Annotated in this window: 15 protein-coding genes; 5 read left to right on the plus strand and 10 right to left on the minus strand. The window is 67.9% G+C overall.

The features are described 5' to 3' along the window. Positions 1-283: 283 nt before the first annotated feature. From ACSVDO_RS12090 to ACSVDO_RS12110, 5 genes are all read right to left on the minus strand, one after another. On the minus strand, positions 284-1,195 hold the full coding sequence (locus tag ACSVDO_RS12090; RefSeq protein ID WP_332536600.1) for an SDR family oxidoreductase: 912 nt from the start codon (positions 1,193-1,195) through the stop codon (positions 284-286). A gap of 17 nt (positions 1,196-1,212) precedes the next feature. Beyond that, a complete protein-coding gene (locus ACSVDO_RS12095) occupies positions 1,213-2,229 on the minus strand; it encodes an NADP-dependent oxidoreductase (RefSeq protein WP_489592348.1) in 1,017 nt (338 codons plus the stop codon). Between the two features lie 68 nt (positions 2,230-2,297). Then, the gene (locus ACSVDO_RS12100) at positions 2,298-2,699 is read right to left on the minus strand and encodes a PaaI family thioesterase (RefSeq protein ID WP_332536596.1); all 402 of its coding nucleotides are present in this window, start codon (positions 2,697-2,699) and stop codon (positions 2,298-2,300) included. A 106-nt stretch (positions 2,700-2,805) separates the two neighbouring features. Then, a complete protein-coding gene (locus tag ACSVDO_RS12105; RefSeq protein ID WP_332536594.1) occupies positions 2,806-3,597 on the minus strand; it encodes an SDR family oxidoreductase in 792 nt (263 codons plus the stop codon). A 114-nt stretch (positions 3,598-3,711) separates the two neighbouring features. Continuing rightward, positions 3,712-5,061 carry an MFS transporter gene (locus ACSVDO_RS12110; RefSeq protein ID WP_332536649.1) on the minus strand — a complete coding sequence of 450 codons (1,350 nt, stop codon included), beginning with the start codon at positions 5,059-5,061 and terminating at the stop codon, positions 3,712-3,714. Positions 5,062-5,354: 293 nt separating this feature from the next. On the opposite strand from ACSVDO_RS12110, the gene ACSVDO_RS12115 reads away from it, so the two are divergent. From ACSVDO_RS12115 to ACSVDO_RS12135, 5 genes are all read left to right on the plus strand, one after another. Continuing rightward, on the plus strand, positions 5,355-5,939 hold the full coding sequence (locus tag ACSVDO_RS12115; protein WP_489592351.1) for an Lcl domain-containing protein: 585 nt from the start codon (positions 5,355-5,357) through the stop codon (positions 5,937-5,939). Between the two features lie 105 nt (positions 5,940-6,044). Continuing rightward, a complete protein-coding gene (locus ACSVDO_RS12120; RefSeq protein ID WP_332536591.1) occupies positions 6,045-6,350 on the plus strand; it encodes a hypothetical protein in 306 nt (101 codons plus the stop codon). A 202-nt stretch (positions 6,351-6,552) separates the two neighbouring features. Further along, positions 6,553-7,431 (plus strand): putative selenate ABC transporter substrate-binding protein, encoded by an 879-nt coding sequence (locus ACSVDO_RS12125; RefSeq protein ID WP_489592353.1) that lies wholly within the window; start codon positions 6,553-6,555, stop codon positions 7,429-7,431. 12 nt (positions 7,432-7,443) lie between these two features. Then, the gene (locus tag ACSVDO_RS12130) at positions 7,444-8,256 is read left to right on the plus strand and encodes a phosphonate ABC transporter ATP-binding protein (RefSeq protein WP_332548323.1); all 813 of its coding nucleotides are present in this window, start codon (positions 7,444-7,446) and stop codon (positions 8,254-8,256) included. Next, positions 8,247-9,803, plus strand: coding sequence for a PhnE/PtxC family ABC transporter permease (locus tag ACSVDO_RS12135; RefSeq protein ID WP_489592355.1), 1,557 nt, complete (start codon positions 8,247-8,249; stop codon positions 9,801-9,803). The genes ACSVDO_RS12130 and ACSVDO_RS12135 overlap by 10 nt, the downstream gene beginning before the upstream one ends. Before the next feature lie 13 nt (positions 9,804-9,816). On the opposite strand, the gene ACSVDO_RS12140 is transcribed toward ACSVDO_RS12135, so the two are convergent. The 5 genes from ACSVDO_RS12140 to ACSVDO_RS12160 form a co-directional block, all read right to left on the minus strand. Beyond that, a complete protein-coding gene (locus ACSVDO_RS12140) occupies positions 9,817-10,188 on the minus strand; it encodes an ankyrin repeat domain-containing protein (RefSeq protein ID WP_332536583.1) in 372 nt (123 codons plus the stop codon). 18 nt (positions 10,189-10,206) lie between these two features. After that, entirely contained in the window at positions 10,207-10,614 is a 408-nt protein-coding gene (locus ACSVDO_RS12145) for a YgiW/YdeI family stress tolerance OB fold protein (RefSeq protein ID WP_489592357.1), read from the minus strand. Positions 10,615-10,709: 95 nt separating this feature from the next. After that, positions 10,710-12,092: an ATP-binding protein gene (locus ACSVDO_RS12150; protein WP_489592359.1), complete on the minus strand. Its 1,383-nt coding sequence runs from the start codon at positions 12,090-12,092 to the stop codon at positions 10,710-10,712. Continuing rightward, entirely contained in the window at positions 12,089-12,757 is a 669-nt protein-coding gene (locus tag ACSVDO_RS12155; RefSeq protein ID WP_332548321.1) for a response regulator transcription factor, read from the minus strand. The genes ACSVDO_RS12150 and ACSVDO_RS12155 overlap by 4 nt, the downstream gene beginning before the upstream one ends. 56 nt (positions 12,758-12,813) lie before the next feature. Then, positions 12,814-14,640 (minus strand): acyl-CoA dehydrogenase family protein, encoded by a 1,827-nt coding sequence (locus ACSVDO_RS12160; RefSeq protein ID WP_489592360.1) that lies wholly within the window; start codon positions 14,638-14,640, stop codon positions 12,814-12,816. Positions 14,641-14,676: the final 36 nt, after the last annotated feature.

The raw sequence follows: 14,676 nt of genomic DNA on the forward strand, positions 1-14,676 counted from the left end.
GCATTGAACGCGCGGCTGCCGGCAGAGATGCCTACGTCGGGCAGTTCTCTGCGGCAGCAGGAATGATGCCACTCTGTAACCCCTCATTACATTGGCGCAAGGCGAATTCAGCGTCTACGCTACAGATTTTTCAGTGGCTTGCCTGGCGGGGATCGTGGCGCGGGTCTGGCGCCGGCCTTCTCGGTTCCTGCGCTTGCGCCGATGCAGTCCCCGGGGCGCCAAGCAAGCATTGCGGCAAAGAAAAGGGCCGTCGAAACGGCCCTGGATGGCTGGGATGCGATCTTCAGTCCGGCGTCGCACGCAGCGCGGCGCGCAGGCTCGCGCCCAGCTCCGGCTTGTGCGCAAACGGGTCGCTGGGATTGCGACCCTGCACCACGTCTTCCATGCGGGTCTGCACCGCGCCCAGCGCCTGGGGATGGCTGTAGATGTAGAACTGGTTGGCGGCCACGGCGTCGAACACTTTCTGCGCGACTTCGGCCGCCGAGACCTTGCCCGACGACACGGCCTTGTCGGTCATGGCCTGGCCTATTTTCTGGCTTGCGGTCAGCTCCGCCGCCGGACGGTTTTCGGGACGGTTGCGCTCGCTCTGGTTGATTCCCGTGGCGACGAAGTACGGGCACAGCAGGCTCGCACCGATCTGGTCGGTGACCAGCGACAGGTCCTGGTACAGCGTCTCGGTCAGGCTCACCACCGCGTGCTTGCTGACGTTGTAGATGCCCATGTTGGGCGGCGTGAGCAGGCCGGCCATGCTGGCCGTGTTGACGATATGGCCGCGGTAGCCCGGGTCCGTCTGCGCGGCTTCAAGCATCATCGGCGTGAACAGGCGCACGCCATGGATCACGCCCCAGACGTTGACGCCCAGCACCCATTCCCAGTCGGAGACCGAGTTCTCCCAGACCAAGCCGCCCGCGCCCACGCCGGCGTTGTTGAACACCAGATGTGGCGCGCCGAAATGCTCCTGCACGCTGCGCGCCAGCACTTCCATCTGCATGCGGTTGGAGACATCCACGCGCTGGGTCAGCACCTGCGCGCCCGCGGCGCGCATTTCCTCGGCAGCGGCTTCGAGCGCCTCCTTTTGCACGTCGACCAGCACCAGGTTCATTCCCAGCCGCGCGCCTATGCGCGCGCACTCCAGGCCGAAGCCCGAGCCCGCGCCGGTCAGCACCGCGGTCTTGCCTTGAAAATCATTGATCATGGCGGCCTTTCAGTCGTTCAGACCAGCTTGACGAGTTGTTTGCCGAAGTTCTTGCCCTTGAGCAGGCCCAGGAAGGCCGCGGGCGCGGCCGCCAGGCCCTGGGCCACGGTTTCGCGCGGGCGCAGCTTGCCCGTGGCCACCAGCGTGCCCAGCTCCTTGAGCGCGTCGGGCCAGACTTCCATGTGCTCGCTGACGATGAATCCTTCGACCTTCAGGCGGTTGATCAGGATCAGCGCCGGGTTCTGCAGCGGCAGCGGCTGGCCGTCATAGCCGGCGATCATGCCGCAGACCGCGACGCGCGCAAACGCATTGGTGCGCAGCAGCACGGCGTCGAGAATGTAGCCGCCGACGTTCTCGAAATAGCCGTCTATGCCGTCGGGGCAGGCTTCCTTGAGCGCGCGCGCCATCGCCTTGACGTCGGCGTTCTCGCGGTAGTCGATGCAGGCGTCAAAGCCCAGTTCCTCGGTCGCATATCGGCATTTCTCGGGACCGCCCGCAATGCCCACCACGCGACAGCCGCGCGCCTTGGCCAGCGCCGCGAACGCGCTGCCCACAGCCCCCGTGGCGGCGCTGACCACGACGGTCTCGCCGGCCTTGGGCGCAATGATCTTCACGAGTCCGTAATAGGCGGTCACGCCGGGCATGCCGACTGCGCCCAGATAGTGCGACAGCGGCACATGGGTGGTGTCGACCTTGCGCAGCATGCCGGGAGCGTTGCCGTCGACCACGCTGTATTCCTGCCAGCCGCCCATGCCCACGACCTGGTCGCCGGCCGCAAACTTGGGATTGCGGCTCTCGACGACCTCGCCCACCGTGCCGCCTATCATGACTTCGCCCAGCGGCTGGCTCGCGGCGTAGCTCTTGCTGTCGTTCATGCGCCCGCGCATGTAGGGGTCAAGGCTCAAATAGTGGTGGCGTACCAGCACCTCGCCATCGCGCAGCGCGGGCACTTCGGTGCGCACCAGCCTGAAGTTGCTTTCCACGGCTTCACCCTGGGGGCGGTTGTCGAGAAGAATTTGCTGATTCTGGGTCATGAACTGTCTCCTTGTAATCATTGCAATACCATCGAAAGCCGGGCGCAACGCAGCGAGCGCAGGCCGGCTCAGCCGGCCTTGACCGGTTCGCGGTGCTTGAGCTTGAACGTGCCCGAGGCCTTGCAGCACATCAGGCCTTCGGCGTCGTAGACTGCGCCTTCGACATAGGCCATGCCGCCATGCGTCTTGTGCAGCAGCTGTCCCTTGGCGACCAGCGCGCCGCGCGCAGGCAGCATGAAGGACGTCTTCATTTCAATCGTCACGCCGCCGGTGTTGGGCGCCACGCTGCTGGCGGCCTGGGCCAGCGTCACGTCCAGCAGCGCCATCAGCGCGCCGCCATGGGTCACGCCGAACGAATTCAGGTGCTCGGGACGCGGCGTGTAATGCAGCTCCGACTCGCCGCCGGCACGCTTGTGCAGCGTGAAGCCCAGCTCGGTCACAAAAGGAATATCTGCTTCAAAACTCAACACCGGATCGGCCTTTCTTGATACGGGGCATCACCCGCCCGCCAGGGGCCGGGCGCTGAGCGCGCCACGGCAGCGCTATTGTCAGGGCAGAAATGCCCTGTGCGAGGCGCTAGCCGCCGGTCACCACGCTCACGCCGCCGTCGACCGCCATCCACTGGCCGGTGATGTGCTTTCCCGCATCCGAGGCATAGAGCAGCGTGATGCCCTTGAGGTCCTCGTCGTCGCCCAGGCGGCGCAGCGGCGCATGGCTGGCCATCTTTTCCTCGCCCAACGTCTCGATCAGCACCGTGGCCATCTTGGTCTTGAAGAAGCCCGGGCAGATCGCGTTGACGTTGATGCCGTGCACGCCCCACTCCGCGGCCAGCGCACGCGTGAAGTTGATCACCGCGCCCTTGGACGTGTTGTAGGCGATGGTCTTCATTTCGATGGGATTGCCGGCCAGGCCCGCGATCGACGCGATATTGATGATGCGCCCCGTGCGGCGCGCGATCATGCTGCGCTTGGCGATCTCGCGACTGAGCAGAAAGTAGCCGCGCACGTTGAGGTTCATCACCTTGTCCCAGGCCGCGGTCGGGTGGTCCTCTGCGGCCGCGCCCCAGCTCGCGCCGGCGTTGTTGACCAGGATGTCGACATCGCCCACGCGCTGCAGCGTTTCGTCGACCAGGCGCAGGATGTCTTCCTCGCGCGCGCAGTCGGCCGCGATCCAGCGCGCATCGATGCCATCGGCCTGCAGCACGGCGACGGCTTCCTCGAGGTCGGCCGCCTTGCGCGAGCTCAGCACGATCTTCGCACCGGCTTCGCCCAGCGCCTGCGCCATCTGCAGGCCCAGCCCCCGCGAGCCTCCGGTCACCAGGGCCGTCTTGCCGCTGAGATCAAACAGTTGTTGCACCTTACGCGTCATCTCGCTGTCTCCTTGATGGTGGGAATTCGCTGGCCGCACAGGCCGCTGGAGCATTGTGCGTTGGCGCCCGCGCGGCCTGTGTCGCCAGCGTGTCGCGCGCGCGGCGCGCCGCATTCAGGCGCGCGGCTGGCGAATGCGCAGGCTGCTGCAGATGCCGGCCAGCGCCGCGAAGCCCCCCGCGCCGACCAGCGCCACGGTTTCGGCCATGCCGCCATGGCCTGGCCACAGCGCGAACAGCGCGGCGAGAATGACCGCACCCATGGTCTGGCCCGTGAGCCGCGCCGTGCCCAGCATCGCGCTGCCCGCGCCGCTGCGCAGCACCGGCGTGGAACGCACTATCGTATGGTTGTTCGGCGACTGGAACAGCGCAAAGCCCGCGCCGCACAGCGCCATGCGCCAGATAACGTCAAGGTCCGACGGCTGCGCCGGCAGCAGCGCGAGCAGCCACAGTCCGCTGGCGAACACCGCCATGCCCAGGCCACCCAGCAGCCCGTCGGGATAGCGGCCTATCAGCCAGCCGGCCAGCGGCGCGACGGTGACTATGGCCAGCGGCCAGGCGGTGAGCAGCAGGCCGGCCTGCAGTGCGCTGCGGCCATAAGTCTCGAGCAGCAGGAAAGGCAGGGACAGAAACGCCAGCGTCTGCGCACAGAAGGCGTTGACCGAAGAGGCCATGGACAGCGCGAACACCGGAATGCGAAACAGGTCCACGGGAAACAGCGGTCGCGGCTTGCGGCTCTGGCGCACCAGATGCCAGGCGCCTATCAGCAGGCCCGTGCCCAGCATCAGTCCGCCCACCAGCATCGAACCGGGCTGGTCCTTGCGCGCCACGCCCAATGCGTCGGCGCCAAGAAACACCAGCGCAAACATCGCCATGTTGAGTACCAGGTCCAGCGCGGAGAACGCGCGCTCACCGTTGGCGCTGGCCACGCGCGGCGTCTCGGGCAAGGACTTGCGCCCCAGCCACAGCGTCAGCAGGCCCAGCGGCACATTGGGCGCGAGCAGCCAGGGCCAGGAGCCCGCGGACAGGATGGCCGCGGCCACCGTCGGGCCGGCCACCGAAGCGCTGGCCACCACGGCCGAGTTGAGCGCCAGCCCGCGCCCCAGCTGCGCGCGCGGGAAAATGAAACGCACCAGGGCAGCGTTCACGCTCAGCACGCCCGCAGCGCCCAGGCCTTGGAGCGCGCGCGCCGCGATCAGCGCGCCGAGCGACGGCGCGAAGATCGCGCCCAGCGACGCCAGCGCGAACAGCGCCATGCCCCACAGATAGACGCTGCGGTAGCCGATGCGCTCACCCACGGCCGCGAGCGGCAGCAACATCACCAGCGTCGCGATCTGGTAGGCATTGACTACCCAGATGGTGTGCGGCGCATCGGCCTGGAACGCACGCGCGATCGCGGGCAGCGCCAGGTTGAGCAGGCTGCTGTCGAGCACCACCACCGTCAGCCCCAGCAGGATGACCAGCATGGCGCTGCCGCGCCGCCCCGCAGGCAGGCCGTCGACGGCATCATGGCTGGTCAAAGGTGGCGTTCTTTCGGTGATCGTTGGCGGTTTCTCGACGGACTCTTGCATTGCGCTTTCCTGGCTGGCTCCATGGCGGCCCGCGGCCGCGCCCGTTGGCCATGGTAGTGGCTCATGGTTTACCCCGGGAGAATACGCCCCGCGCCAGCGCGCAATGGCATCTTCATCGAGCAAGCAAGGCATCGCCAGCAGCGCGCGCGGGTCACAATACAGACTGTCATCGCTCCACGGAACATCCCATGCCGCCTGCCCTTTCTTTCTGGTGTCGTCCCCTTTGTCTGCTGGCCGCGCTGACGGCGCTTTCCAGCCCGCAGTTGCGTGCCCAGACCGGCGCCACCGCCGCATCCGCGCAGCTACAGCTTTCGGACGATGGCAGCGAAGTGCGGGACCTGCGCGCGCGCCTGGCCTGGCCGCGCTGCCTGCAAGGCATGGAGTGGCGCAATCAGCGCTGCGAAGGCATGCCCGAGCGCCTGAGCTTCGGCCAGGCGCAGAAACTTGCGCAGTCGAAACACCGGGAGGACGGCCTGCGCTGGCGTCTGCCGCGCGCCAAGGAGCTGCAGCGCCTGCGCCAGAACGCAGCGCTGGCAGGCGAGCACGCCGCGCTGCTGCCGGCCGTTCCCGGCGACTGGCATTGGACCGGCACGGCCGCGGTCAATGCCGCGCCCGTCAACCAGTACAGCTACGAGCAGACCGGGCCCGGCAAAAGCCGGCTTTCGGCGCAGCAGGCCTGGGCAGTGGACTGGGCCACGGGCAAGGCCAGCGGCGAGATGGGACGCGGCAACACACTGCTGGTACGTCTGGTTCGCCCATTGCCCGCGCCTTGATTGCGCGCGCCGCGCAAGCGGTCAGAAAAAACCTGTGAAAAACAACAGTGGATAAACAGAATTTACTGTACATTTTCACAGTCAACTACTCACATCTGACCCATCATGGACACTGTTGAAACTTTCTACACCGTTTCTTTGTGCGATTACCCCAGCCTGCCCGAGCACGAACGCGCGCGGGCAGAAGCGCGCTATGCGCGCGTGATGGAGCGCCAGCTGGGCGGGGCCGAGCAGGTGGCGCTGGCGCTCGAATGCGTGCTGGGCCTCGAAGACACTCCGCCGGAGGAAATCACCGACGAAGCCAAGGCCACGTTCGCGCGCTGGACCAAGGCCGCCAACGCCGCCGTGCAGGCCGGCATGCAGGGTCTGGGCGATGGCGAAAGCAGCTTCTTCGAAGTGCGTTTCAGCTGAGCGCAGCGCGGCCTCAAGCGCAGGCAACCGGGTACCCTTGCGACTTCCTGCGGCAAGCAAGGCCTGCCCAGCCCGCAGGGGCCGCGGTCACTACAATCGGCCGGACGCCAGCACAGGGCGGGTGACCGCCCGCATGCCGGCGCCAGATCGGGCTGCCGCGCAACACGCGCGCAGCGGCGATCTCAACCCAAACGGAACCTCCATGCGTCCTACCTCTGCACGTCGTCTCGCGCTCAAGGCGTTGTCCTGCGCCCTGGCTCTCTCTTCGCTGTCCGCGCTGCCGGCGCTGGCCGCGGACAACGTGCTGCGGGTGTCGGCGATTCCCGACGAAGCGCCGACCGAGCTGCAGCGCAAGTTCGCGCCGCTGGGCAAATATCTCGAAGCGCAGACCGGCATGAAGGTGGTCTTCACGCCCGTGACCGATTACGCCACCGTGGTCGAATCGCTGGCCACGCGCAAGCTCGATCTGGCCTGGCTGGGCGGCTTCACGTTCGTGCAGGCCAAGATCCGCACCAACGGCACGGCCATTCCCATCGTTCAGCGCGAGGAAGACGCGCGCTTCACGTCCAAGTTCATCACGGCCAATCCCCAGGTCAAGGAATTTTCCGACCTCAAGGGCAAGAGTTTTGCGTTTGGCGCGCCCTCGTCCACTTCGGGCAGCCTGATGCCGCGCTTTTTTCTGCAGCAGGCCGGGCTGAACCCCGAAAAGGATTTCAAGAACGTCGCGTTTTCGGGCGCGCATGACGCCACGGTGGCCTTTGTTGCCGCGGGCCGCGCCGAGGCCGGCGTGCTCAACGCTTCCGTCTGGGACAAGCTGGTCGAGGAAAAGAAAGTCGACACCAGCAAGGTGCGCGTGTTTGCCACCACCCCGCCCTATTTCGACTACAACTGGACGGTGCGCGGCGACCTCGATCCCGCGCTCGTCAAGAAGCTGACCCAGGCCTTCCTGCAGCTCGACCCCGCCAAGCCCGAGCACAAGGAAATCCTGGCCCTGCAGCGCGCGGCCAAGTTCATTCCGACCGAAGCCAAGAACTATGTGGGCATAGAAGATGCGGCCAAGTCGGCCGGATTGCTGAAGTAAGCCGCGCCGCGCATGGGCTTCGAGTTGCAGGGCCTGGGCCTAGCCCACGCCAATGGCACGGTCGCGCTGGCCGATATCCGCCTTGCGGCGCGCCAGGGTGAAAACATTGCTCTGATCGGCCCTTCGGGTGCGGGCAAGACGTCGCTGCTTTCGGTGCTGGGCACGGCCTGGTCCGGCCAGCCCGGCCTGCAGGGCGCGGTGCGCGTGCTCGACAGCGAATTGTCGGCGCTGCACGCGCGCGCGTTGCGGCACTTGCGCGCGCGCATAGGCACCGTGCACCAGGCCCCGCCCTTGCCGGGACGCCAGCGCGTGGTCACCAGCGTGCTCGCGGGACGTCTGGGCCAATGGCCGGCCTGGAAATCGCTGGCCTCGCTGGCCTACCCCGCGGACATTGCGGGTGCGCGCGCCGCGCTGGCCCGCGTGGAACTCGAAGACAAGCTGTTCGCGCGCTGCGATCAGCTGTCGGGCGGCCAGCTGCAGCGCGCGGGCATTGCGCGCGTGCTGTACCAGCAGGCCGCGCTGGTGCTGGCCGACGAACCGGTATCGGCGCTGGACCCGGCGCTGGCGCTGGCCACCGTGCGATTACTGGTGGCGGACGCCGCGCAGCGCGGCGCGACCCTGGTTGCCAGCCTGCACGCCGTCGATCTCGCGCTGGGCTGCTTTGCGCGCATCGTGGGCATCAAGGCCGGACGCATTGCCTTTGATCTGCCGGCAGACCAGGTCAGCGAAGCGCAGTTGCAGGCGCTGTATGCGGGCGAAGGCCAGCAGCTTCCCACGCTGCTGCCGGCGCGCGCGGCCGCGGTGCCCATGAACGCATGCCGCTGAAACCCGCGCAGCGCGACCCCGCGAGCCGCGCGCGCCTGGCGCATGCGCTGCTCGCGCTGTGCATTCTCTGGCCGCTGTTCGAGGCCGCGCAGGTGCGGCCCGGGGCTCTGTTCGAGGCCGGCAACCTGACGGTGATCGGCAACTTCCTGGCCGCTTTCCTGCCGCCCGCGACCGGCAGCGAATTCCTCGGCTACCTGGGCCAGGCGACGCTGCAGACGCTGGCGATTGCCACCGCCGGCATGATGCTGGCCTGTCTGCTTGCCGTTCCGCTGGCCTATCTGGTCAGCGCCGCGGGCCGCGACCGGCCCACGCTCAATCCGCTGGCGCGCAGCCTGCTCACCGTGCTGCGCGGCATTCCCGAACTGGTCTGGGCGCTGGTGTTCGTGCGCGTCTTCGGCCTGGGCCCGGCCGCAGGCGTGCTGGCGCTGGGACTGACCTATGGCGGCATGCTGGCCAAGGTCTACGCCGAGATTCTCGAATCGACCGATCCCGCGCCCGCGCGCGCGCTGCGCCACAGCGGCGCGCGCCGGCCGCTGGCGATTCTGTACGGTCTGGTGCCGCAGGCCGCGAAGGAGCTGGTCTCGTACACCGTCTACCGCTGGGAATGCGCGATACGCGCGTCGGTGGTGATGGGCTTTGTCGGCGCCGGCGGCCTGGGCCAGCTCATGGACCAGTCGATGAAGATGCTCAACGGCGGTGAAGCCGCGAGCATCCTGCTCACTTTCCTGCTGCTGGTGTTTGCGGCCGACGCGCTGTCCAATGCGCTGCGCCGCGCGCTCGATGCCGCGCCGACCGCGCAGCCTTCGCCCTGGGGCTGGCGCAGCGGCGCCGCGGCCGTGGCGCTGGCGCTTGCCGTCTGGGCGAGCTTTCGCCTGCTCGACATGGATCTGCCGGCGCTGTTTTCACACGAATCGGCGGCCTCCATGGGCCAGTTCGTCGCCAGCTTCTTTCCCATGGACCTGAGCGCCGAGTGGCTGCGCCGCGTGGCCGTGGGCACCTGGGAGACGCTGGCGATTTCCGTGGTCGGCACGCTGCTGGCCGCGGTGCTGGGTTTGGTGCTGGCGCTTGCGCCGCTGCGGCCCCTGAGCCACCTGCTGCTCAATCTGCTGCGCTCGGTGCCAGAGCTGGTCTGGGCCACGATCACCGCGCTGGCCGTGGGCCTGGGCCCGTTTGCGGGCGCGCTGGCGCTGGCGCTGCACACCAGCGGCGTGCTGGGCCGGCTGTACGCGCAGGCGCTGGACAACGCGCCACGCGCGCCCGCTTCGGCGCTGGCGCTCAGCGGCGCGGGCCAAGGCCTGGCGTTTCTGTACGGCACGCTGCCCGGCGCCGGACCGCAGCTGATCGCCTATACGCTGTACCGCTGGGAAATGAACATCCGCATGGCCGCCATACTGGGCTTTGTCGGCGCGGGCGGCCTGGGGCAACTGCTGTACTTCGAGCTGTCGCTGTTCCACTATTCACAGGCCGCGACCGTGATCGTCGCCATGCTGGCGCTGTCGATAGGCGTCGATCAGGCCAGTGCCTGGCTGCGCCGGCGCATGGGCTGAAGCGCGCCGGCCTTCATCCAGCAGCCCTGGCATTGGCGCGCGCCAGCGCGCGCACCACGCTCAGTTGCCCTTCTTGCGCGGCAATCATCAGCGCCGACCAGTTGCGCGCATCCCGGCCATCGATGTCCGCGCCCGCCGTCGACAAGGCCTGCACCACGGCCGTGTGCCCGCCCTGCGCGGCCAACATCAGCGCGGTCCGGCCCTGGGCGTTCCTGGCCTCGATGTCCGCGCCGGCGCGCAGCAAGGCCTGGACCCGGTCCAGGTTGCCTTGCGCCGCAGCGCGCACCAGCGCCGCGCCGGCGTCGGTTTCCCGGCACGGCGCCGGCTGCGCAACATGAGCGCGCAGGCGGGCGCCGGCCAGCGTCAGGCGCAGTGTCTTCCACATCTGCCGCAGACCTGCGGATCAGCGCAGCACCGTCAGGCGATCGACTTCGAATTCGGTCTTGCGCAGGCCCTTGTCGAATTCGCCCAGCAGTTCCACGCGCTGCTCGGCGCTCACGGACTGGCCTGCGGGAAAGTCCTTGTCGTCGATCTCCACGCGTATGCGCCCCGTGGCATCCGCGAACGTGTAGTGCTCACCGCCGTCATGCGAGACGATCTGGCCCTGCAGGCGGGCGTGCTGGTCGTCGCGGCCCGTGTCGAGCAGTTGCTTGACGGTCATCAGCGGCACATTGCTCGGGCCGGTGTAGCCGCCAGCGGCGGCAGCCGTCGCATTGCTCGGGCCGGTATAGGCCGCGGGCTGGGCCGTGGCAACCGTAGCGCCGAAGGCCAGCAGGCAAGCAAGAGTCAGTGTGGAAACGATGATGCGCATGGTGATGCTCCTTCAGTTGGGTCAATGAATCCGCTTTCTGTGCGGCATGAATCCATTGGACACAGCGAAACTGAAGGCAATCTGATGCGCGCCGCTCAACCCGCGGGAAAATCGAGCACCACGCCCAGGCCGCGCCCGTCAAGCCCTTCTTCGAAGCGCAGCGTCGCGCCATGCAGGGCTGCGATGCGCGCCACGATCGACAGGCCCAGCCCATTGCCCGGCTGGCCCGTGCCCAACACGCGGAAAAAGCGTTCGCCCAGGCGAGCGCGCTGCTCCAGCGGCACGCCCGGGCCGTCGTCACGCACTGCGAGGCGCACGCCGCCGCCGGGCAAGCGCTGGGCCTCGATGCGCACCCGCCCGCCATCGCTGCCGTAGCGCACCGCGTTGTCCAGCAGATTGCGCAGCGCGCTGGCGATCAGCGTGGGCGTGGCCTGCAGATGCGTGACGTCGAGGGCGCGCTGCACGCGCATGTTCCTGGCATGTGCGGGCGCGAAGTCCAGCGCGTCGATCAGCGCATCCAGCGCCACGGCCTCGCGCTGCAGCGGCTCGGCCTGCGGATCCAGGCGCGCGAGCGCCAGCAGGCTTTCTATCAGGCCCGTGCAGCGGTCGAGGTCGGCACGCAGCTGCTGCAGATGAGCGTCGGGCAGTTGCAGCTCGCGCTCGATCAGCTGCACGCGCATGCGCAATGCGGCCAACGGCGTGCGCAGCTCATGCGCCGCATCGTTGGTGAAGCGGCGCTCGCTGTCGAGCGCCACGCCCAACCTGGTCAGCAGCGCGTTGAGCGCGTCCAGAATCGTCTGCAGTTCGCGCGGCGGGTTGGGCACGGCAATCGGCGACAGGTCCTGCGGCGACTGCGCGGCAATGCGCATTGCAGTGTCCTCGAGAGGGCGCAGCAGGCGACGGATCTGCCTCCAGCTCACCAGGCCCAGCAGCACCAGCAGCGCCAGCGCCGGCCAGGCGAGGTTCTCCGCCATGTCGCCCAGCAGTTCGAGGCGCTCCTCCATGGGCTGGCCCACCTGGGCGCTGCTGCCGTCCGGCGCGCGACGCACATGCACGCGCCAGAGCTCGTTGTCGACCCATACATTTGCATAGCTCTTGCGGCTTTCGACGCGCGGCACGAACGCGGACCGGGGCGTGTCTTCGGCACGCAGCAGCACGCGGCCGTCGGGCGCGACGATCTGGTAGTACATGCGCAGCTTCATCGCTTCGCCACGGCCGTCGCTCAGCTCGCGGCGCGGGTTCGCGGCCGCATCGCTTTCCGAGCCCAGCTGCAGCACCAGGCGCGCGCCCTCTTCCAGCGCCTCGTCGAACACTTCGCTGGTCGCGAACCAGGCCACGCTGATGACGATCGCCAGGCTCACCAGCCACAGCGCGATGCTGGTGCCCATCACCATCAGCAGCAGGCGCCGGCGCAGCGACCAGTGCGCGTGTCGCGTCTGCTGCGCGGCCTTCCAGTTCTTCCATGGAAAGAGATTCATGCCGGTGCCAGCCCATAGCCCTGGTTGCGCACGGTGACGATGAAGCGCGTGCCGAGCTTCTTGCGCAGGTTGTAGACATGGGCCTCGATCGCATTGCTCTCGACTTCCTCGCCCCAGCCATAGAGGGCTTCCTCGAGCTGGGCGCGGCTCAGGATATGGGTGGGATAGCGCATCAGCGCCTGCAGCAGCGCGAACTCGCGCGCAGTCAGCGTGACCGGCACGCCGTCGAGTGTCGCGCGCTTGGCCGCAGGGTCCAGCGCCACCGCGCCATGGCGCAGCTCGGGCGCCGGCTGCGGCGTGCCGCGGCGCAGCGCCGCACGCACGCGCGCCGACAGCTCCTCGAGGTCAAAAGGCTTGACCAGATAGTCGTCCGCGCCCAGGTCCAGCCCCTGCACGCGGTCGGCGAGCGTATCGCGCGCGGTGATCACGATCACCGGCAACTGGGCGCGCGGCGCACCCGCGGCGCGCAGTGCCTTCAACACGCCGTCGCCGTCCAGGCCCGGCAGGCCGCGGTCCAGCAGCACGCATTGGTAGTCGTGCGTGGCCAGGGCGGCCGCGGCCTGGTCGCCGCGCTGCAGCCAGTCGACAGCGTAGCCATCAAGCTGCAGCCAGGACTGCAGGGAACTGCCCAGCGAGGGGTCGTCTTCGATCAGGAGTATGCGCATGCCCCCAACCCTAACGCAGAAAAATGATGCGAAGCTGAAGAACGCGCCGCCAGGCGCTAGAACCCGGCTTCGTCCATTTCGGCGCAAGTCATGTCGCGCGTGCGCACCACGGCGAGCCAGGCACTTATGCGCGGCAGCTCGTAGCGCAAGAAGTAGCGCGCGGCCGCGCGCCGACCGATGTTGGCGGCGGATTGCGCGTCGGCGCGCAGCGATGCGCGCGCCACGTCCAGCCACATCCACGCCAGCACCACATGGCCCAGCGCCTGCATATAGGGCACGGCATTGGCCAGAGCCTGGGCAGGATCGCCCGTGGCCCAGGCGGCTTCGGTCGCGGCCAGCGCCTGCTGCAGCGCGGCCGTCAGATCGTCGGCGAACTCCACGAGTTCAGGCAGCGCGCGCGCCGCGGCTATGCTGGCCTCGATGCGTGCCGTCAGCAGCTGCAGGCCGCGGCCGCTGTCCATGCGCACCTTGCGGCCCAGCAGGTCCGCGGCCTGGATGCCGTGCGTGCCTTCGTGGATCATGTTGAGGCGGTTGTCGCGCCAGTACTGTTCCACCTGGAAGTCGCGCGTATAGCCATAGCCGCCGTGGATCTGTATCGCCAGCGAATTCGCTTCCAGGCAGAATTCGCTGGGCCAGCTCTTGGCAATCGGCGTCAGCACTTCGAGCAGCAGCCGCGCTTCGTCAGCGGCCTGCGGCGCGGCCGTATGCTGCTCGTCGACCAGTCGCGCGCAGTAGAGGTTCAGCGCCAGCGCGCCTTCGCCATAGGACTTCTGCGCCAGCAGCATGCGCTTCACATCGGCGTGCTCGATGATGCGCACCTGGGGCCGGGTTGCGTCCTTGCCGCCCGCGCCCATGGGCCGGCCCTGGGGACGATTCTGCGCATAGTCGAGACTCGCGTAATAGCCCGCCAGGCCCAGCATGGTCGCAGCCATGCCTATGGAAATGCGCGCCTCGTTCATCATGTGGAACATGCACTGCAGGCCCTTGCCGGGCTCGCCCACCAGATAGCCGATGGCGCCGGCCGCGCCGCGCACCGGGTATTTGCCTTCGCCGAAATTGAGCAGCGTATTGGTCGTGCCGCGCCAGCCTAGCTTGTGGTTCAGGCCCGCAAGCGCGACATCGTTGCGCTCGCCGGTCAGCGCGCCTTCGGTATCGACCAGCTTCTTGGGCACGATGAACAGCGAGATGCCCTTGACGCCCGGCGGCAGCTGGCCGTCGGGGCCGGGAATCTTGGCCAGCACCAGATGCACGATGTTCTCGGTGAGCTCATGGTCGCCCGCCGAAATCCACATCTTGTTGCCCTTGAGGCGAAAGCGCGGGCCCAGCGGATCGTCCTGCGCGCCTTCGCCGTCGGGCGTGGCGCGGGTGGAAATATCCGACAGCGACGAGCCCGCCTGCGGCTCCGACAGGCACATGGTGCCGGCCCAGCGGCCGTTGAATTCATTGAGCGCAAAGACCTCTTTTTGCAGCGCGCTGCCATGCACCATCAGCGCGCTGGCATTGCCCGAAGTCAGCATGTTCGAGCCAATGCTGACGGAAGCAGCGGCAAAGAAGCTGTTGGCCGCGGATTCCAGCGTGTACGGCAGCTGCATGCCGCCGATCTCGTAATCCTGGGCCGCGCTGAGCATGCCCGACTCGGCATAGGCCAGGCGCGCCGCATGCGTGCACGCCGGCAGTATCACCTTCTCGCCGTCAAAGCGCGGCTCCTCGGTATCGACGGTGCGGTTGAACGGCGCGTACTTGTCGCGCGCAATGCGCTCGCAGGTGTCGAGCACCGCGTCGAACGTCTCGCGCGAATGGTCGGCAAAGCGCGTGCGCGCGCTCAGCGTCGTCACTTCCAGCCAGTCATACAACAGAAAATCCAGCGTAGCGCGCAAGCCCATGGTCCACTCCTCGCTCATAGAAACAAATCGGGCCGC

The sequence above is a fragment of the Comamonas sp. DB36 genome, from assembly GCF_057914905.1.